This is a genomic window from Bacillus sp. UNC438CL73TsuS30 (genome assembly GCF_000482325.1).
GTDB lineage: Bacteria > Bacillota > Bacilli > Bacillales > Cytobacillaceae > Neobacillus.
The window spans coordinates 160,494-179,473 of sequence record NZ_AXVA01000005.1 but is presented as its reverse complement, the minus strand read 5'-3'; the positions used below and the strand labels follow the sequence as shown (position 1 = coordinate 179,473).

General features: G+C 39.7%; 20 protein-coding genes and 2 other annotated features. Of the genes, 3 read left to right on the top strand and 17 right to left on the bottom strand.

What is annotated here, in order from left to right; genetic code table 11:
* Nucleotides 1-126: 126 nt before the first annotated feature.
* A complete protein-coding gene (gene rnhC / locus M028_RS0101010) occupies nt 127-1,086 on the top strand; it encodes a ribonuclease HIII (RefSeq protein WP_026572244.1) in 960 nt (319 codons plus the stop codon).
* 24 nt (nt 1,087-1,110) lie between these two features.
* Here the strand turns inward: rnhC and pheT are convergent, their stop codons facing one another.
* From pheT to M028_RS0100995, 3 genes are all read right to left on the bottom strand, one after another.
* Nucleotides 1,111-3,525, bottom strand: coding sequence for a phenylalanine--tRNA ligase subunit beta (gene pheT / locus M028_RS0101005; RefSeq protein WP_026572243.1), 2,415 nt, complete (start codon nt 3,523-3,525; stop codon nt 1,111-1,113).
* Between the two features lie 48 nt (nt 3,526-3,573).
* Nucleotides 3,574-4,611, bottom strand: a complete 1,038-nt coding sequence (gene pheS, locus M028_RS0101000) for a phenylalanine--tRNA ligase subunit alpha (protein WP_026572242.1) — start codon at nt 4,609-4,611, stop codon at nt 3,574-3,576.
* A 95-nt stretch (nt 4,612-4,706) separates the two neighbouring features.
* Nucleotides 4,707-4,952: a binding site (T-box leader), on the bottom strand.
* 62 nt (nt 4,953-5,014) lie between these two features.
* Entirely contained in the window at nt 5,015-5,770 is a 756-nt protein-coding gene (locus M028_RS0100995) for a TrmH family RNA methyltransferase (RefSeq protein ID WP_026572241.1), read from the bottom strand.
* A gap of 105 nt (nt 5,771-5,875) precedes the next feature.
* On the opposite strand from M028_RS0100995, the gene sspI reads away from it, so the two are divergent.
* Nucleotides 5,876-6,085: a small acid-soluble spore protein SspI gene (gene sspI / locus M028_RS0100990; RefSeq protein ID WP_026572240.1), complete on the top strand. Its 210-nt coding sequence runs from the start codon at nt 5,876-5,878 to the stop codon at nt 6,083-6,085.
* An 88-nt stretch (nt 6,086-6,173) separates the two neighbouring features.
* Here the strand turns inward: sspI and M028_RS0100985 are convergent, their stop codons facing one another.
* On the bottom strand, nt 6,174-7,259 hold the full coding sequence (locus M028_RS0100985; protein ID WP_026572239.1) for a M42 family metallopeptidase: 1,086 nt from the start codon (nt 7,257-7,259) through the stop codon (nt 6,174-6,176).
* A gap of 211 nt (nt 7,260-7,470) precedes the next feature.
* Entirely contained in the window at nt 7,471-7,905 is a 435-nt protein-coding gene (gene dut / locus M028_RS0100980; RefSeq protein ID WP_026572238.1) for a dUTP diphosphatase, read from the bottom strand.
* Between the two features lie 131 nt (nt 7,906-8,036).
* Here dut and M028_RS0100975 point away from each other — a divergent pair, with 131 nt between their 5' ends.
* Nucleotides 8,037-8,396 carry a hypothetical protein gene (locus tag M028_RS0100975; protein WP_026572237.1) on the top strand — a complete coding sequence of 120 codons (360 nt, stop codon included), beginning with the start codon at nt 8,037-8,039 and terminating at the stop codon, nt 8,394-8,396.
* Here the strand turns inward: M028_RS0100975 and M028_RS0100970 are convergent.
* The 12 genes from M028_RS0100970 to M028_RS0100915 form a co-directional block, all read right to left on the bottom strand.
* Complete coding sequence (locus M028_RS0100970; RefSeq protein WP_026572236.1) at nt 8,393-8,668, bottom strand: DUF1294 domain-containing protein; 276 nt, start codon at nt 8,666-8,668, stop codon at nt 8,393-8,395. The two genes, M028_RS0100975 and M028_RS0100970, sit on opposite strands and share 4 nt — an antisense overlap.
* A 59-nt stretch (nt 8,669-8,727) precedes the next feature.
* On the bottom strand, nt 8,728-9,087 hold the full coding sequence (rplT, locus tag M028_RS0100965) for a 50S ribosomal protein L20 (RefSeq protein ID WP_026572235.1): 360 nt from the start codon (nt 9,085-9,087) through the stop codon (nt 8,728-8,730).
* 35 nt (nt 9,088-9,122) lie between these two features.
* Nucleotides 9,123-9,323 (bottom strand): 50S ribosomal protein L35, encoded by a 201-nt coding sequence (rpmI, locus tag M028_RS0100960; protein WP_026572234.1) that lies wholly within the window; start codon nt 9,321-9,323, stop codon nt 9,123-9,125.
* A 17-nt stretch (nt 9,324-9,340) separates the two neighbouring features.
* Nucleotides 9,341-9,859 carry a translation initiation factor IF-3 gene (gene infC, locus M028_RS0100955; protein ID WP_197031362.1) on the bottom strand — a complete coding sequence of 173 codons (519 nt, stop codon included), beginning with the start codon at nt 9,857-9,859 and terminating at the stop codon, nt 9,341-9,343.
* Nucleotides 9,860-9,992: 133 nt separating this feature from the next.
* Nucleotides 9,993-10,125: a sequence feature (ribosomal protein L20 leader region), on the bottom strand.
* Nucleotides 10,126-10,286: 161 nt separating this feature from the next.
* Entirely contained in the window at nt 10,287-12,221 is a 1,935-nt protein-coding gene (thrS, locus tag M028_RS0100950) for a threonine--tRNA ligase (protein WP_026572232.1), read from the bottom strand.
* Nucleotides 12,222-12,654: 433 nt separating this feature from the next.
* Nucleotides 12,655-13,536, bottom strand: a complete 882-nt coding sequence (locus M028_RS0100945) for a putative sporulation protein YtxC (protein ID WP_026572231.1) — start codon at nt 13,534-13,536, stop codon at nt 12,655-12,657.
* 127 nt (nt 13,537-13,663) lie between these two features.
* Nucleotides 13,664-14,593: a primosomal protein DnaI gene (gene dnaI, locus M028_RS0100940; protein WP_026572230.1), complete on the bottom strand. Its 930-nt coding sequence runs from the start codon at nt 14,591-14,593 to the stop codon at nt 13,664-13,666.
* A 13-nt stretch (nt 14,594-14,606) separates the two neighbouring features.
* A complete protein-coding gene (locus M028_RS0100935; protein WP_026572229.1) occupies nt 14,607-16,004 on the bottom strand; it encodes a replication initiation and membrane attachment family protein in 1,398 nt (465 codons plus the stop codon).
* Between the two features lie 68 nt (nt 16,005-16,072).
* On the bottom strand, nt 16,073-16,534 hold the full coding sequence (gene nrdR / locus M028_RS0100930) for a transcriptional regulator NrdR (protein ID WP_026572228.1): 462 nt from the start codon (nt 16,532-16,534) through the stop codon (nt 16,073-16,075).
* A 99-nt stretch (nt 16,535-16,633) separates the two neighbouring features.
* On the bottom strand, nt 16,634-17,032 hold the full coding sequence (locus tag M028_RS0100925) for a hypothetical protein (RefSeq protein WP_026572227.1): 399 nt from the start codon (nt 17,030-17,032) through the stop codon (nt 16,634-16,636).
* Between the two features lie 113 nt (nt 17,033-17,145).
* The gene (speD, locus tag M028_RS0100920) at nt 17,146-17,520 is read right to left on the bottom strand and encodes an adenosylmethionine decarboxylase (RefSeq protein WP_026572226.1); all 375 of its coding nucleotides are present in this window, start codon (nt 17,518-17,520) and stop codon (nt 17,146-17,148) included.
* Nucleotides 17,521-17,836: 316 nt separating this feature from the next.
* Nucleotides 17,837-18,868 carry a glyceraldehyde-3-phosphate dehydrogenase gene (locus M028_RS0100915; protein WP_026572225.1) on the bottom strand — a complete coding sequence of 344 codons (1,032 nt, stop codon included), beginning with the start codon at nt 18,866-18,868 and terminating at the stop codon, nt 17,837-17,839.
* Nucleotides 18,869-18,980: the final 112 nt, after the last annotated feature.

Genomic DNA, 18,980 nt, shown 5'->3' with positions numbered 1-18,980 from the left:
AGGAATCCTACTCTCTATCATACCATGAACGGGTATACGTGGAAAAGTTAAACCATACAGAAATGTGGAAAACCCTTGGGAATTATACATAATCAAAACTTATTTTATAGAAATGTGGTGCAAATTTTGGGGAATGTTGTTTTAAAATGCGATCTAACTGAAATCACAAAAATGAAAAACTATTATAATTCTTTTCTGACCGATAAAACGCCTCCTGGCAGTATTTTTGCTGCCAAAACTCCAGCTTGTATGATTACGGCCTATAAGTCAGGCAAAGTCCTTTTTCAAGGCAATAATTGTGAAGGAGAAGCAAGCAAATGGGGAAATTCTACTCCAAAGGCTTCTGCGCCTATTCGAAAAAGCGGTTCTGCGGCGAAATCTGGTTCAGCTAAGGGTAATGTGCCAACGGGAATAGGACTTATGTCCGCCGTTGGTTCGGATGAAGTCGGTACCGGTGACTTTTTCGGCCCGATTACAGTCGTCGCCGCTTATGTTAAAAAAGAGGATATCCCGTTATTAAAAGAATTGGGTGTCCGAGATTCAAAGGATTTAAATGATGAAAAAATTATCGCGATTGCCAAAGTAATTAAGGATGTTGTTCCTTTCAGCCTGCTAACTTTAAAAAATGAAAAGTATAATAGGCTGCAGCATTCGGGAATGTCACAGGGGAAAATGAAGGCGATCCTACATAATCAAGCGATTCTGCATGTGTTAGAAAAAATCTCTCCTGCAAAACCGGAGGCCATTTTGATTGATCAATTTGTGCAAGAAAGTACCTATTTTCAACATCTTAAAGGGCAGAAAGCGATTGCGCGTGAGAATGTTTATTTTAGTACGAAAGCAGAAGGGATCCATTTAGCAGTTGCTGCTGCCTCCATCCTAGCGCGCTATGCCTTCGTTCAGTATATCGATAAGCTCAGTGCTGCAGCAGGCTTTACGATTCCCAAGGGGGCAGGGTCCCAGGTGGATGAAGCAGCAGCCAAGCTGATTTTGAAAAAAGGGCAGGATGTTTTGCCTTCGTATGTGAAACTGCATTTTGCCAACACTGAAAAAGCGATGAATCTTGTAAAGAAAAAGAGGGGCTGAATGGATATTCAGCCCCTCTTTTATCTAACCTCGTAATACTGCCCCAGATTTTTCTTTTAAGGCATCAAGCACTTTAATATGAACCTTTGTGACTTCTTCGTCTGTTAAAGTCCGTTCTGGATCAGCATATTTTAATGAGAACGCAATGGATTTTTTGCCTTCTTCCATATGCTCCCCTTCGTATAAATCAAACACATGGGCTTCTTTAATTAAAGGAGCACCTGTTGTTAAAATAATTTCCTTCAAGGTGTTGGAAACTGTTTCTTTATTGGCTACAAGGGCAATATCTCTTGTAATCGATGGGAAACGAGGAATTGCTTCATATTGAAGTGCAGCGGTTTCCTCACCAAGAATATCTTTCAACGAAAGCTCGAACACATAAGTGTCTTTTAAATCAAGCTCTTTTTGCACATTTGGATGTACCTGCCCGATAAAGCCCACTTTTTTGTCATTCAGCTGTACTTCCGCAGTACGGCCCGGATGCATGCTATCTACTCTCGCTTGGATAAATTTCACCTGATCAAGCAGTCCTAGTTTTGCAAACATTCCTTCTAAAATCCCTTTTAAAACAAAGAAATCAACAGGCTTTTTCTCACCTTGCCATGAATGGCTATGCCATAAGCCGGTAATCGCAGCCGCTACATGTTCTTCCTCTGTTGGAAGCACTTCCGTACCATTAGCTAAGAAAACGGCACCCGTTTCATAAACCCCCAAGCTGTCGTTTTGACGGGCACTATTGTATTTTAATACTTCTAACAGCTGTGGCATGATACTTAGGCGGAGAATACTGCGTTCTTCGCTCATCGGCATCGCCAAGCGGATGAACTCACCTTGATTAAGAGCGAATTGCGCCGCTTTTTCTTCACTAGTTAAGGAATACGTAACCGCTTGATAAAGTCCTGCACCTTCTAAATATTGGCGGACAATACGGCGTTTTTTCTGATAATCAGATAGTTTTCCAGGAGTGGAAGAACCGATTGGTAATGTTTTTGGAATATTGTCATAGCCATATAGACGCGCTACTTCTTCAATTAAGTCTTCTTCAATTTTAATATCACCACGGCGGGTCGGAGCCGTAACCGTAACAAAATCATTTTCAATCGTCACACCGAATTGCAGACGGTCAAAAATATCTTTAACATCGGCAGCATTTAGATTTGTTCCGAGGACACGGTTTATTTTTTCAAGTGTAATCGATACAATAGCAGGCTCAACTGTAAGGGTATCCACTTCTGCCGTACCTTCTAACACTTCACCGCCGGCATACTTCGCCATTAGGTATGCTGCCCGGTCTCCTGCAGCACGAACACGATTCGGGTCAACCCCTTTTTCAAAACGCGCACTTGCTTCGCTTCGTAATCCATGGTCTTTTGAAGCTTTTCTGACAACCGCCCCACTAAAATAAGCCGCTTCTAATAGAACCGTAGTGGTGTCTGAAATTACTTCAGAGTTGGCACCGCCCATTACTCCGGCAATGGCTACAGGTTCTGATCCATTTGTGATGACAAGATGGTCAGGGGTTAAGGTGCGTTCTGCATCATCGAGTGTTACAATCTTTTCCCCATCTTTTGCTCGGCGGACAAGGATTTCTTTAGAACCTAAACGGTCGTAGTCAAACGCATGAAGCGGCTGACCGTATTCTAATAAAATATAGTTTGTAATATCGACGACGTTATTGTGCGGACGAATTCCTGCTGACATTAAGCGTGTTTGCATCCACAATGGGGATGGGCCGATTTTTACATTTTTAATCATTTTCGCAACATATAGCGGATTATCCTCTTTTGCTTCAACAACCACTTTTACATAATCAGATGCTTTTTCACTTGATGATTGAAGAGCTGTTTCCGGAAGCTTTACATCGCGGCCGAGGATTGCTGCCACTTCATAGGCAACACCAAGCATGCTTAAACAGTCGGATCGGTTAGGTGTCAACCCAAGCTCAAGAACTTGGTCATCTCTGTTTAATAATGCCAGTGCATCAGTCCCGACTTCAGCATCAGCTGGAAATACAAAGATTCCCTCTGAATATTCTTTTGGTACAATTTTTCCTTCCATACCAAGCTCCGTTAACGAGCAAATCATCCCATTTGATTCTTCGCCGCGAAGCTTTGCTTTTTTAATTTTAAAATTGCCTGGAAGCACTGCACCGACTGTGGCCACTGCAACCTTCTGTCCTTGGGCGACATTTGGTGCGCCACAAATAATTTGAACTGGTGCTTCTTCACCAATATCAACAAGACATTTGCTAAGTTTATCTGCATTTGGATGCTGCTCACGTTCTTGAACATACCCAACTACGACACCCTTAATTCCTTCGTTAAGAACCTCAACGCCCTCAACTTCAATCCCGCTCTTGGTAATTTTTTCAGCTAATTCTTCTGCCGTTACTCCAGATAAATCTACATATTCCTGGAGCCATTTATATGAAACGAACATGTCGTTACTCCTCCTTATTGATTTACTTAAGTGACCGATGGCCTGTTATTATTCATGCGTTGAAAATTGCTTTAAGAAACGAACGTCATTTGTGTAGAAATGACGAATATCATCAATCCCGTATTTTAACATGGCAATCCGCTCTGGACCCATTCCAAATGCGAAGCCTGTGTATTTTTTCGAATCATAGCCGGCCATTTCCAATACGTTTGGATGAACCATCCCGGCACCTAAAATTTCAATCCAGCCTGTTCGTTTACATACGCTGCAGCCATGGCCACCACAAATTTTACAGGAAATATCCATTTCAACAGATGGCTCTGTAAATGGGAAAAAGCTAGGACGAAGGCGGATTTCGCGGTCTTCACCAAACATTTTCTTTGCAAAAACCTCTAATGTCCCTTTCAGATCACTCATACGGATGTTTTCGCCAACCACAAGTCCTTCAATCTGCATAAATTGATGGGAGTGTGTCGCATCATCATTATCGCGTCTGTACACTTTTCCCGGACAAATAATTTTAATCGGACCTTTCCCTTCATTCTTTTCCATCGTCCGTGCTTGAACCGGTGATGTATGCGTACGAAGCAGGATTTCTTCTGTGATATAAAAAGAGTCCTGCATATCGCGAGCCGGATGTCCTTTTGGCAGGTTTAACGCTTCAAAGTTATAGTAATCCTGCTCAACCTCCGGACCCTCTGCCACCTGGTAACCCATACCGATAAACAAATCTTCAATTTCTTCGATAATTCTTGTTAATGGATGATGGTTGCCGACCTTAACCGGACGGCCTGGAAGTGTCACATCAATCGTTTCCGATGCCAATTTCTCCATTACCGCTGCTTCCTCTAAATCCTTTTGCTTTGCCTCAAGCTTTACAGAAATCGCTTCACGCACCTCATTCGCAAGTGCCCCCATAATCGGACGCTCTTCCGCAGAAAGCTTACCCATCCCGCGAAGCACCTCCGTAATCGGCCCCTTCTTCCCTAAATACGCAACACGAATATCATTCAATTCCTTCAAACTAGAAGACTGCTCAATCTTCTGAATCGCTTCCTCCTGCAGTTCCTTTAAACGCTCTTGCATTTGAATTTCCTCCTTTTAATTTCGACAAATTTCGGGTGGTGACAGGCACTTGTCGGATTCTGTCGAATTAAACAAAATAAAAAAACCTCATCCCAAAAAGGGACGAGGTTTTTGTTCGCGGTACCACCCTTGTAAACACTGTATGTATAAAACATTAGCGTTCGCTTCATTCGGATAACGGCTTTTCGCCGATGCATCTTTACATTTTCGCCCGAAAATGGTCCCGATGCCAACTCGGGAGGTGAACTTCTCTTGTGTGAACGCGTAAAAGTGCTTTCAGTCACGGCACTTTCTCCCTAAAAGGTTCTGTCCAAGATACTTTTCTCCGTCATTGTTTTTGAGAATATCAATATTGTTCATTATTATATAATAATTTTCTTGCGGTTTCAAACCCTAATCAAGCCTATTTTTTCAAATAATAAAGAAGGATGCCGGTTGCGACGGCTACATTTAAGGATTCGCTCTTGCCGTAAATCGGGATGTAGAGATTAGCGGTTGTATTGGACAGGATTTCTTTACTGACGCCAGCTCCCTCATTACCGACAACAAGTGCAAAGGATTCAGATGTTTTAGTTTCTGTATAAACAGAAGCATTTTCTAACGCAGTTCCATATACCGGGATGTTTTTTCCTTTCAGTATCTGGATCCATTCATTTAGGTCTCCCCTTACAATTGGGAGATGAAAATGGCTGCCCTGTGCGGACCTAAGGACTTTTGCGTTAAAAATATCCACGCTGCCGAGCCCGACAATAACAGCCTCAATTCCAGCAGCATCGGCTGTACGAATCATCGTTCCCAAGTTACCCGGGTCTTGTACTGCATCAATGAATAGAAATGTTTTCGCATTATTTAGTGCAGTTTCGCTGCCTTCTTGACGGCAAATTGCATAAATTCCCTGCGGGGCTTCTGTATCGGATAATGTATTCGAAATTTCTTCAGTTACTAGTGTGATGGATACTGATCCGGTATCCCAGCGCGGCGGCAGCTCCGCCTTGTCTGAAATAATAATTTCTAGAACCTGTTCTCTTTGTTTTAGGGCCTCTTCTACTAAGTGAAATCCTTCTACGATGAACAATCCTGTTTTATCACGTTCTTTTTTGGTTTGCAGCTTTTTCCATTGTTTCACCTGTGGATTTTGGACAGATTGAATGTGTTTCAACAGTAAATCTCCTTTTACATGCTTTTTAATTTCCTCATTATACATAATTAAACCAAAATTAGAAATGATAATAAAGAATCGAAGGCTAAAAAGGAGTGTGTATGGATGAACCTAAACTTAAGAAATGCTATTATTCATAATGTATCTGGGAACTCACAGGCTGAGTTAGAGGATACAATTGTGGATGCCATCCAAAATGGCGAAGAAAAAATGCTCCCAGGTCTTGGGGTATTATTTGAAGTAATTTGGAACAATTCCTCCGAGGATGAGAAAAAAGAGATGCTGTCTGCACTTGAAAATGGTTTAAAACAATAATGGATGAAATTGCTGCCGATTTTTTGAGATCGGCAGTTTTTTTATAAAATAATTCCCCCCGAGGCACTGCCCCAGGGGGAAATTATCTTTATTCAAACGTAATCTTATCAACTGTTTCGCGGTCTAATCGCTTGATGACTTCCACAATCAATTTAACCGCATTTTCAAAATCATCACGATGAAGCATGGCCGCATGAGAGTGTATATAACGCGTAGCGATGGTAATCGCTAAAGTCGGAACACCCTTATGCGTCAAATGAATCGAACCTGCATCCGTTCCACCGCCTGGAATCGCATCATACTGGTACGGAATATTTAATTCATCTGCAACATCTGTGATAAAATCACGTAAGCCCTTATGAGAAACAAGCGATGCATCATATAAAATGATTTGCGGCCCTTTCCCCATCTTACTCATGGCTTCCTGCTCAGAAATTCCTGGAGTATCGCCGGCAATTCCTACGTCAACACCAAAACCGATATCCGGCTCAATTTTTGCAGCTGATGTCCGCGCTCCGCGTAAACCAACTTCTTCTTGAATGGTGCCCACACCATAAACCTCATTCGGATGGTCCACACCCTGCAATTGTTTTAGAACATCAATTGCAATCGCGCAACCGATTCGATTGTCCCAAGCTTTAGCCAACAGCATTTTTTCATTGTTCATTACCGTAAATTCAAAATATGGAACGACCATATCCCCAGGGCAAACGCCCCAGCCCATTGCCTCTTCACGGCTAGAGGCACCAATATCAATGAACATATCTTTAATTTCAACTGGTTTTTTCCGCGCTTCAGCAGATAAGATATGCGGCGGCTTTGAACCAATTACACCGGTTACCTCACCTTTTTTCGTAACAATCGTCACGCGCTGAGCGAGCATGACCTGCCCCCACCAACCGCCGACTGTTTGGAAACGAAGAAAGCCTTTATCATCGATTTGGGTAATCATAAAGCCGACTTCATCAAGATGGCCGGCCACCATAATCTTCGGACCGCCTTCTATACCGACCTTTTTGGCAATCAAACTGCCAAGTCCGTCTGTTATAACCTCATCAGCGTATGGAGCTATGTATTTTTTCATGACTTCGCGAACTTCGCGTTCATTACCGGGAATCCCTTTGGCATCAGTTAAATCTTTTAACATTGTTAATGTTTCATCTAATTTCGCCATTTATTTACCCCCTTAATATATGTACGAATTTAATTATACAGAAGTTTACAAACTAGATACAAATTAAATGGATAAACAACTCAACTAAACGATAGCCTCTATAGGATGTTCACAACAATAAGTTCTCATGTATAACTAGATTCTATCTGGAAAATATTAAGCAAAAGGGTACCTTTGTTAAATAGAAAATATTAAAGCAGAATGTCTTTTTTTATATACCGGATGAACCGAACCCGCCTTCTAATCTTACTGAATCCGATAAATTTTCTGTTTCAATAAGATTAACTTTTAAAACTGGAGCAATTACCATTTGAGCAATTCTCATTTGTTTTTCTATTTTAAAATCCTCTTTTCCATGATTAATGAGGATAATTTGAATTTCCCCCCTGTACCCTTCATCAATGGTTCCCGGACTGTTTAGTACAGTAATGGAGTGTTTTAATGCTAAACCACTTCTTGGCCTAATCTGAGCCTCTGTTCCTTTTGGCAATTCAATTTGTAAACCTGTTCTTACTAATCCTGCTTCCCCAGCTTTAATTATTTTTTCCTCACTAGAAAACAAATCTAATCCGGCATCACCCTCATGTGCCCGATAGGGTATACGCGCATCATCATTCATTAATTTTACCTTTACGTTATATTCCATTTTGAACCTCCGCCAGCAAAAAATTTTATGTAGTTTAATCAAAATAAAACTTATGAACATTCTTGCAAAAATTGCTGAAACTTTCCCCCTTCTGTTTCGTATTAAAAGAAAATTAAGTAGGGGGCTTAACAATGGTCTGGATGCTCCGTTTCGTTTTAATGCTTTTACTTATTCTCTTTTTTTATTATGTCTTGAAATTCTTTTTAACACCTAATCGAAAGCTTAAGTCTGCCTGTAAACAGAAGCGTTTTTTGCTTCTTGATAGTGATGATGTTAGAAGAAACTTCCTGCTGACTTACAAAGGGGCTATGTTTACAGGTGAAAAATATAACGGTAGTACCGCTATTACCATTACGATATGGCCACAAAACAAGCAGGAAGGATTAGCCAAAGAAGACTTTAATTTTATTGAAAAAAAAATCTGTGAAAAATATCCAAATGCCGAGATTCATTGGAAAAGTCCGATTCAGGAATTCCTGAAAGACACTTAATTCTTTAAAAATAAATAGAGCATTAGGATAAATTCTATAACGGCTAGCAACGGAAAGCCAATTTTAAACTGAACATGTTTAGTTTTATGGCGGTAAAGCTGCATTCCCATCGTTGCTCCAATTGCTCCGCCGAACAGTGCCACAAGCCATAAAGTTTTCTCCTGAATCCTGTATTTGTGATGAATAGCCCTTTGTTTATCCTCCCACATGATGATTAAACCTGCGACATTCATAATTAAATAGACCACTAATAATAGAGTTTTCCCCTCCACTCTCGATTCCTCCTATGAGAAAAAGCCATCCTCGATGTAGAGAATGGCTTTTTATATAATTACTTGTTAAATTGTTGTTTTGCAACGTTTGCTAATTCATTGAATGCATTTATATCACTTACTGCTAATTCAGCAAGCATTTTGCGGTTTACTTCGATACCAGCTAACTTAAGTCCGTGCATTAAACGGCTGTAAGAAAGACCGTTCATACGTGCAGCTGCATTGATACGAGTAATCCAAAGTTTACGGAAGTCGCGTTTTTTCTGACGACGATCACGGAATGCATATTGTAATGATTTCATTACTTGTTGGTTTGCAACTTTATATAAAGTATGTTTAGAACCGAAATAACCTTTTGCTAATTTAAGAACCTTTTTACGACGCTTGCGCGTAACTGTACCGCCTTTAACACGTGGCATGTAATTTCCCTCCTATATAAATCGAAAATACGAGATTATTTAACGTAAGTTAATAAGTGACGAATGCGTTTGAAATCGCCTTTTGAAACAAGTGAAGATTTGCGAAGCTTACGCTTTGCTTTTGTAGATTTGTTAGCGAATAAGTGACTTGTATAAGCGTGGTCACGCTTTAATTGACCAGAACCAGTCTTTTTGAAACGCTTTGCAGCGCCGCGGTGAGTTTTCATTTTTGGCATTGGGAACTTCCTCCTTATTACTTTTCTGTTTTAGGTGCAAGAACTAGGAACATGCTTCGTCCATCCATTTTAGGATGTGACTCGATGGTCGCAACTTCTTTGCAAGATTCGGAAAAACGGTCTAACACACGCTGACCGATTTCTTTATGGGTAATTGCCCGGCCCTTGAATCGGATTGAGGCTTTTACCTTGTCGCCTTTTTCCAAAAACTTAATGGCATTACGAAGCTTTGTATTAAAATCATGCTCATCAATTGTCGGGCTTAGACGAACTTCCTTCGTGGTAATGATTTTTTGGTTTTTACGAGCTTCTTTGTCTTTCTTTTGCTGCTCGAATTTAAATTTTCCATAGTCCATAATTCGGGCTACCGGAGGCTTTGCATTTGGTGCTACAAGCACTAAATCAAGATTCACTCGTCCTGCAATCTCCAACGCTTCGTTTTTGGATTTAATTCCTAACTGCTCACCATTTTGATCAATTAGGCGAACCTCACGAGCGCGAATTCCCTCATTTAACAACATGTCTTTGCTAATAATTAGCCACCTCCAAGGTTTAATCACGAAAACAACATCCAGGTCAAGAAGGATTCCTAAAAAGGCTCCTCGTTACTTATGACACTAAGCAAATCGTCAGATACTAAAACTTTTAAGCAATGTTTTGTTTTTTTAACCAAACAAAAAAGTGCGGATGAAACCACCCACACTTTACGAAACAAAAGTAATAAAACAAAAAGTTCACGTAAAACCTGCCAACTGCTAATAAGCGTCAATCAGGTGAGAAGCGGGTGCTCCTTCTTTTCCTAAAATCGTATTCTATTTTCACCTTGATTACTATAACATAAGCAAAGACGTAATGTCAAATAGACTATGTTCATGCAACGAAATTTATTTTAGCAAGAAACAAAAAATTATTCAATAGTTTTTTCAAAAACAAAAAGGAAGGTAAATCCTTCCTTTTTAAAAATCAGCCTTTTCTCACTTCATCCTTTAATGCATCAAGGAATGCTGCAAAGGCTATAGTTTCTGAGTTTTGTTCGCCATATTTACGGACATTGACGGCATTTTCTTCGACTTCCTTGTCACCGACAACGAGCATATATGGAATTTTTTGCATTTGAGCTTCACGAATTTTATAGCCGATTTTCTCATCGCGTCCATCTAATTCAACACGGAAGCCGGCGCTTTTAAGCTGTTCTTGAATTTTTCTTGCATAGTCATAGTGTGCTGCAGGTGAAACCGGAATAACTTGAACCTGAACAGGTGCTAACCACGTTGGGAATGCCCCTTTGTACTCCTCAATTAAGAAGGCAACAAAGCGTTCCATTGTTGAAACGACACCACGGTGAATAACAACCGGACGGTGCTGCTTTCCGTCTTCCCCTACATAAGTTAAATCAAAACGCTCAGGCAATAAGAAGTCTAATTGAACAGTAGAAAGTGTTTCATCTTTACCTAATGCTGTTCTAACCTGAACATCAAGTTTAGGTCCGTAGAATGCCGCTTCCCCTTCCGCTTCATAATACTCTAGACCCATGTCATCCATAGCTTCCTTCAGCATGCTTTGTGCTTTTTCCCACATTGCATCATCATCAAAGTACTTTGCTTTATCCTGTGGATCACGGTAGGACAAACGGAATGAGTATTCTGTTAAATTAAAGTCTTTATAGACATCCAAAATTAAGCGGACAACGCGCTGGAATTCTTCCTTAATTTGATCAGGGCGGACAAAGATATGAGCATCATTTAAAGTCATTCCACGGACACGCTGCAACCCTGATAACGCACCAGACATTTCATAACGGTGCATAGTGCCCAGCTCGGCAATCCGAATTGGCAGCTCACGATAGCTGTGAATCGCATTTTTATAAACCATCATGTGATGAGGACAGTTCATTGGGCGAAGCACTAATTGTTCGTTATCCATGTCCATAACTGGGAACATGTCTTCCTGGTAATGGTCCCAGTGACCTGAAGTCTTATAAAGATTCACATTCCCCATGATCGGAGTGTAAACATGGTCATATCCCAGGCTTACTTCCTTATCAACAATATATCGCTCAACGATACGTCGAATCGTTGCACCCTTAGGAAGCCATAATGGTAATCCCTGCCCAACTAATTGAGAACTTGTGAAAAGACTTAATTCCTTACCAATTTTACGATGATCACGCTCTTTGGCTTCTTCGAGTAGACGAAGATGTTCTGCTAAATCTTCTTTCTTGAAAAAGGCTGTACCGTAAATACGCTGCAGCATTTTGTTGTTACTGTCACCGCGCCAATAGGCACCTGCAATGCTTAAAAGCTTAAATTCTTTAATTTTTCCAGTTGACGGTACATGAACACCGCGGCAAAGGTCGAAAAATTCACCCTGCTCGTAGATTGTTACTGTTTCCTCATCAGGAATCGCTTCGATTAATTCAAGCTTATACGGATCGCCAGCTTCTTTAAACAGTTGTACAGCTTGTGCACGACTTACTTCTTTACGAACAATCTCAAGATTTTCATTGACGATTTTCGCCATTTCTTTTTCAATCTTTGGAAGATCTTCAGGTGTTAACGAATCTTCCAAATCCATGTCATAATAAAAACCGCCTTCAATGACAGGGCCTACTCCTAAATTTACATTTGGATAAAGCCGGTTAACTGCCTGTGCCATTAAATGAGCTGTACTGTGACGTAAAACCTCTAATGCATCACTTGAATCCGGTGTAACAATTTCTATTGAACCGTCTTCTGGAATTGGACGGCGAAGATCAACTAATTTACCATTCCATTTGCCGGCAATCGCCTTTTTCTTGAGGCCGGGACTGATGGAAGCAGCAATATCTTCCGTTGTTGTTCCCCGTGGGAACTCCTTTACTGCCCCATCTGGAAACGAAATCTTAACAACGTCTGACATGATAATTCCTCCTTCATATTTTAAGTGCTCGGGATTAAATTTGATCCGGATCACTTTTTATAAAAATAAAAAAACCCGTCCCTAAAGAAAGGGACGGGTTATGATTAACACGTGGTTCCACCCAATTTTTCATTTTAAAAGACCTTTTGCTTTTTAAAATGACTTTGGACAAATAACGGATGATTAGCCGTCAGCATTTACTAACCCTGCAAAAGAAAGGTATTCACTGCCGAAGTTTAAAGGTGGTAAGTATTTTTCTCGTGATAGGAGATTTTCAGCCTAGGACCTCCCTCTCTAGAAACCGTAAAAAAATACCGTTATCCTTATCATTACTTTTTACGCATGTATGATTGTAAGTAAACTATGTACGTAATTATAATGATTCAATTTTGAAAAATCAAGTTCCTTTAGCCCATTTTTGCATTTTTATTTTTCACGCATGATTTTCACCCATTTCACCCCTATACTCCTCTTGCTCCTTTACTTTCCGCAGTGCTTGAAAGGATTTGAGCGTAACCCTTTCTTCAAAAATATTTTGAATGGTTCGAACTAGCGGTGCATCAGGTTCCTTTGCATAAAGAAAAATCGTTTTGGGTGCAATCGACAGAAGCGGTGCAATCGATGCAGAGTCAACATAGACCGGATGATTCACCAGTAATTTCCGGTCTATCATTTTGGTTAACTCCCCCCTTTTGATTTCTCCGAATTGGTCAGTAAAGAAAGTGATTTCCTCATCAAACAATAGATGGAGCGTGTCCATTTTCGGCTCTCGTCCAGCCAAAAATTCACGCAGGGTTTGAATAAACATTTGATATTCCTGTTCCATTTTATATTCATCAATCGAAATTTCTACATAGTTTTCAAGCATCTGCAGGTAGGGACGCAGCCGAAATTTAAGAAAGGAATCGAAGGAAAAAGAAATATTTTCTTGAAAAACCTGCTCAATTGCTTCTTTGACCTTCGGTTCTTCAGCTGTTTCTTTTAATAAAATGGCTAAATCCTCCCGATGCCCTTCCTGGATCGAATAAATAATATCGATAATTTGCTGCTGCTCTTCCGGGTCATCATAATAAAAATGTTCCTTGAGTATATCCCGATACCAGTCTTCTGTCTTTATTTTTACAATAAACCCGAAAAAGGCCTCCTTTACTTTTTCAAACGTTAAAGTAGATAATCCGCCTTCAAGAATTTTTACTATATATCGATCTTCGTGTAGAAGAATATCATGTTCAGTTAGACAATCTTTTAAATACGTCAGCAAGTGGTTATAAAATCGCTTTGCATCCATCTTGCCTTGGAAGATGATTTCCGCCAACCAAATCCCCCCTATGTCCCAAACTCTGTTTTTAAAATATATGGGGGACTTGGCCAATTTAGAAGTTATACCAAAAGAAAAAGGACTGCTATTATTATATTAGCAATCCATTTTCCGTTATCTCTATTTAATTTCGGCGGTTTGGGCCATCTACTTGTACAGGTACAGTCAAACTACGGATTCTTTCCATAATCCGGCGGGCTTTCATTTTTTCTTCCTCACCACGCTGGCTATAGGTTAAATGATGTTCCAACCCTTGATAATCAAAATTAGAGGTAAAAAACGTCGGCAGATTTTCAAGCATCCGGAACTGCATGATTGGCCCTAATACCTCATCCCTCGTCCAGCTGGACACAGCTTCTGCACCAATATCGTCCAACATTAGGATTGGTTCTTTTTTTAATGCTTCAATTTTTTCATTTAAGGTTGAATCCGCTATGGAGCTTTTCATTTCCCTTAACAGTTCAGGAACATAGACAATCATAGAGGAAATTTTCTTTTTTGCAAGCTCATTGGCAATTGCACCTAATAAATAGGATTTCCCAACCCCAAACTTGCCATAAAGATATAGCCCTTTTTGCCTCTTATTCTGTTCATAATTCATTAAAAAGTCGGCAGCATGATCAATTGCATCAAGTCTGCCTGAATCTCCCTCATAATCCTCAAAGGTCGCTTCTAATATATCTCTCGGGACATAAAGGCTTTTAATTAATTGCTCGTTTTTCCTTTTTTCATCCGCAATGACCTTCCGTGGACATTTTTCATATACCACGTCAATCGAATTACGCCTTAAAACAAGAGAAGGATGATACCCTTTCATCATATTAATACAGCTGTCAAGACTTTGGCAGCGGCTGCATTCCTTACTTTGGTTCGTATACTCAAAAAGTTTGCTTAAGCTTTTTTCAATCATTGCATCGTTTATTTGCTCCCGATGCTCATTAAGAAATGCTTTAATATCAGGATTCCGAAGTAGATCCTGCCGCATTTTTTCATAGCGTTTTTGAAAGTTTTCATTTGAGGCTAACCGCTTCAAGGTTTGGTTTATTTTTTCCAATATTCGTCACCCTCTATTTGCGAAATGCCTTTAATTTTTCCTCGATGGCACGCTTTTTCGCTTCTAGTTCCTTGTTATTCTCTACAGGAGCATCTTTAGCTGCTGTCTGAGATTTTTCTTCAAACCACTCTGGAAGTACTTCGGTTCGAATTGGCTTTTGCTTTGAAGAAGATTTTCCCGATTTCTTTGTTTCACTCCACCCAAGGTAAGTGTTATGTTCCTTCTTTGCGAGGTCCATCGCTTCCTTAACCGTTTTAACCTGTTTTCTTGCCCAGTGCCCGGCGATTTTTTCAACATACCCTTTTGTAAATTTCATATCTGTTTTTAATAATACAAATTGAATGAGTACATTCATAACTCCCGGGAGAAGCTTTTGTTTAAACATCATCTCTTCGATAATTTCTAAGTCAGCTTTTGAAGGTTCGACACCGCCGGAGGAGTCTTTAAAAACCTTCACAGGAGAAGTGGTTTCCAATGAACGAATTAACTGCTCCTCCTGTGATTTTGGCTCCTCAAGCTGAACGCGGTAACCGTGCGGCTGTGTTCGTTCAATTAAGGACGGCAGCTGATCATAATGGATATATTGATACCAATCCCGGGCAGCCTTTCTTAACTCCTCGACATCAATTTCATTTACTTCATTAACGGCCCCTAAGACGATATTTTTCATTTGAATCGGATCAATATCATAAAGAAAACCAAGATTACTAATAACCTCTTTCACTTTTGGAGTGAGAGCTTTTTTCGGTACAAGTGAATCATTTAATCCTGCTTGCAATAAATCAAAATTAAAGGTACTCACATCAACCACAATTGGTTTCTGTTCATTTCGACCGATAAACTGCTGGTCATTGCCGGGGTCCAGTTCACTTTGGATGTTCTGCATATACTGCAGGCTTCCAGGGGTAGCTGAGGCAAAGACATCCTGAAATGCCTTTGTAACTTCAACAAATCCCTCTTCATTCGGCTTTTGTTGGTCACTAAAAAACCGCTTGAGCCGGGCGAAATGATTCTTGCCGATTTTTCGATATAAATAAATATTAAGCATTCCATCTAAAAAGAATTGTTCTGGCGTGAGCGGAGGGTGAAGCTCGTAAATAAACGAGCGCTCCTCATCTGTTTTTACATATGTCTTTAATAAACCAATTCCCTCCAGCTTTAATCGTGCCTCATAAATATCCTTTAGATTAAGCCCTAGTAAATTCATTAATAAATGATGCGTGGAGGGTTCAGACCACATTCTGTTTTCTTCCAGCTCTGCCCATAGTGTCATATATAAACTAGAGCAGGTTGATCCAATTAATGGCTGATACAATAAGGTCAGCACTTTTCGGTCATATTCATGTAGTAACCCACTGGCCGCAACAATATAACGATCGATTGGAATAAGTTCCTGCCAATGCTGCGCCATATATTTCAAACCCTTCTTATAAAAATTTTCCCAGTGAAAAAAATGAGAGCCAAAGTCTCTTTAGCTCCCTATGATTTCTCTTTTTTTATCAGTTCTGTTAATTCATTAATAAATACATTAATGTCTTTAAATTGACGGTAAACAGAGGCAAATCGGACATATGCGACTTCATCCACATTTACGAGTCTGTCCATCACCATTTCGCCAATCATATCACTTTTAATCTCGGAGACTCCTTGACTTCGCAGTTCTTTTTCTACCCCTTGCGTGATATCCTCTAATTCTTTTAATGCAACAGGGCGCTTCTCACAAGCTTTAATTAAGCCCCTTAAAATTTTATCCCGGCTGAATTCTTCCCTTGTGCCTTCCTTTTTAACAACAATTAAGGGAATCTCTTCGATTTTCTCAAAGGTTGTAAAACGATAGCCGCATTCTTCACATTCTCGTCTGCGCCGTGTTGCCCGCCCCTCATCAACTGGACGGGAATCAAGCACACGTGTACCATAATTTTGACAAGATGGGCATTTCATTGTTAATCAGCTCCAAATCTATCCGACAAAACCCGAACAAGTGTCATCATATCTTACCTTTATCTTATAAAAAACAACCCTTTAAGACAAGTAGAACTATTAGGCGTTTTTACCTGTACCAATATATGTATGTAATTGTTTTAGCTTGTCGTAATAAGAAGCGATTCTTTTCCTTAAAGCAGGATAGGTCCCGCCGACTGAAAAATGTTCGGTTGAAAGATTAAAATCCACAGCCGTTTCCATTCCTCTAATTGAAATGACCGTAGCAATTAGAAAACAAGGAAATGGTTTCATTACCTCAACGGCTATTTCGCCTCGCTCTTTCGATACGGTTATGATCCGGCAATCCGCATCCTGCCTAAATAATTCCTCAACAGATTGGAATAATTGATTAAAACTGGATTTATAGTAATGTGTTTTTAACTGTTCATCTGAGTGCTTATCAGAGGTTTCAATTTGTTTACTAAACCTTAAGAACATATTCCCGAAAAGAGCCATATCGATCCTCCAAAAAAATATCTTTCTTTCTATTTTACATCAAATATTATGAAAATAAAAAGAGGAGTACCATCGGATACGCCTCTTTTCTGCCATTTTCACTTTTATAAGGATTAAAGGACTTTTGCCTGTTTCACTTGAACAGGACCCATACCACGTGGAATTTCAATATTTTCACGTGTTTCCGCATTTAAAGCTTCTGCGATATAGTCGGCAGCAATATTCGGATTCAAATCGCCGCAAGTATACACATCAATGCTCGCATATCCGTGTTCTGGGAAGCTGTGAATGGTTAAATGTGATTCAGAAATAATCACGACACCGCTCACGCCTTGAGGAGCAAATTTATGGAAAGCCACTTCGCGGATTTCCGCACCTGACTTAAGAGCTGCCTCAACAAAAGTTTGTTCAATAAAGTCCATATCATTCAATTTTTCAAAATCGCATCCCCATAATTCTGAGATTACGTGTCTACCCATTGTTTCCATATTCAATTTCCCCCTCTAAAGATTTTTGCTTCATTCTTGAAATCCTGTTATTGACGGTAGCAAAGTAATTACCACGGGGGAAAGTTAGTCCAGAGAGGTCCTAACCCTTTAAGTAATCGATCGTTACCTAATTTCAAGAAGTTCACGATGACTAGTATACTTTGTTTATATTTTTTTTGCAACCTATCAAAATAAAATTTTTTAAAGATTCTATTATAAATTGTCTGTTGTTTTCCGCTCCAATCAAATCTTTAACACACCGATTATGTAAAAAAAATTGCTGCCAGTTGACAGCAATTTTTTGTTTCAGCGGGTTCTATCCCACTTTCACCTGTTTAGTATTCGCCAATTCTTGTGCGACAAATAAAGTTAAATCAACAACACGGGATGAATAGCCCCACTCATTATCATACCAAGCAAGTACCTTGACTTTTCTTGTACCCATTACCATGGTAGATAGACCATCAATAATGGCTGAATGTTGGTTGGTGTTGAAATCAACTGAAACAAGCGGCTCCATTGTAAAATCTAAAATTCCTTTTAATGGGCCATCAGCTGCTTCAATAAACGCATGATTAATATCATCAACTGTAACATCTTGTTTTAAGTCAACTACTAAATCAACTAAAGAAACATTTGGCGTAGGAACACGAAGTGACATTCCATGCAATTTGCCCTTAAGCTGAGGTAAAACTAAGGATAGTGCTTTAGCAGCGCCAGTTGTTGTTGGAATGATAGATTGTCCACACGCTCTAGCCCTGCGTAAATCTTTATGTGGGTTATCGATATTCTTTTGGTCATTTGTATAGGCATGAATCGTTGTCATTAAACCGGATTCAATTCCAAACTTTTCATCCAATACTTTTGCGACTGGCGCAAGGCAATTTGTTGTACAAGATGCATTTGAAATGATGTCATGCTCGTTAAGGTCGAGCATTTCGTCGTTTACCCCAACAACAATGGTAACATCCTCATTTTTACCTGGAGCAGTTAAAATAACCTTTTTAGCTCCTGCATCCAAATGTAATGCTGCTTTTTCACGGGAATTAAATTTACCCGTTGCTTCAATTACGATATCTATATTAAGCTCTTTCCAAGGGAGTTCTTCCGGATTTCTGCTGCTTAATAATTTCACTCTTTTTCCATTTACGATTAACTCATCATCTAAGGCAATAACTTCCCCTTGAAAAGGTCCGTGATTTGTATCATATTTAATAAGATGAGCTAATGTCTCAGCCGGATAGCTCGCATTAATCGCTACAACTTCAAGCTTATTTTCAAGGATCGCTTTTCTAAAAACCATCCTTCCGATTCTCCCAAAACCGTTAATTGCAATTCTTGCTTTCATTTTACGGCCCCTTCCGCATAAGTGTTATACTGTTAACTTGATTTCTTGTAATTAGTATAACATATTAATCTGTAATTGTGATGAATAATATGCGGATTTTCTTAATGTTTTA

Excerpts from the sequence above, each read along its gene's own strand:
- pheT (WP_026572243.1), bottom strand. The coding sequence starts at position 3,525 with ATGTTCGTTTCATATAAATGGCTCCAGGAATATGTAGATTTATCTGGA.
- pheS (WP_026572242.1), bottom strand. The coding sequence starts at position 4,611 with ATGCAAGAGCGTTTAAAGGAACTGCAGGAGGAAGCGATTCAGAAGATT.
- sspI (WP_026572240.1), top strand. The coding sequence starts at position 5,876 with ATGAACCTAAACTTAAGAAATGCTATTATTCATAATGTATCTGGGAAC.
- M028_RS0100985 (WP_026572239.1), bottom strand. The coding sequence starts at position 7,259 with ATGGCGAAATTAGATGAAACATTAACAATGTTAAAAGATTTAACTGAT.
- dut (WP_026572238.1), bottom strand. The coding sequence starts at position 7,905 with ATGGAATATAACGTAAAGGTAAAATTAATGAATGATGATGCGCGTATA.
- M028_RS0100975 (WP_026572237.1), top strand. The coding sequence starts at position 8,037 with ATGGTCTGGATGCTCCGTTTCGTTTTAATGCTTTTACTTATTCTCTTT.
- rplT (WP_026572235.1), bottom strand. The coding sequence starts at position 9,087 with ATGCCACGTGTTAAAGGCGGTACAGTTACGCGCAAGCGTCGTAAAAAG.
- rpmI (WP_026572234.1), bottom strand. The coding sequence starts at position 9,323 with ATGCCAAAAATGAAAACTCACCGCGGCGCTGCAAAGCGTTTCAAAAAG.
- thrS (WP_026572232.1), bottom strand. The coding sequence starts at position 12,221 with ATGTCAGACGTTGTTAAGATTTCGTTTCCAGATGGGGCAGTAAAGGAG.
- M028_RS0100935 (WP_026572229.1), bottom strand. The coding sequence starts at position 16,004 with ATGGCGCAGCATTGGCAGGAACTTATTCCAATCGATCGTTATATTGTT.
- nrdR (WP_026572228.1), bottom strand. The coding sequence starts at position 16,534 with ATGAAATGCCCATCTTGTCAAAATTATGGTACACGTGTGCTTGATTCC.
- M028_RS0100925 (WP_026572227.1), bottom strand. The coding sequence starts at position 17,032 with ATGGCTCTTTTCGGGAATATGTTCTTAAGGTTTAGTAAACAAATTGAA.
- speD (WP_026572226.1), bottom strand. The coding sequence starts at position 17,520 with ATGGAAACAATGGGTAGACACGTAATCTCAGAATTATGGGGATGCGAT.
- M028_RS0100915 (WP_026572225.1), bottom strand. The coding sequence starts at position 18,868 with ATGAAAGCAAGAATTGCAATTAACGGTTTTGGGAGAATCGGAAGGATG.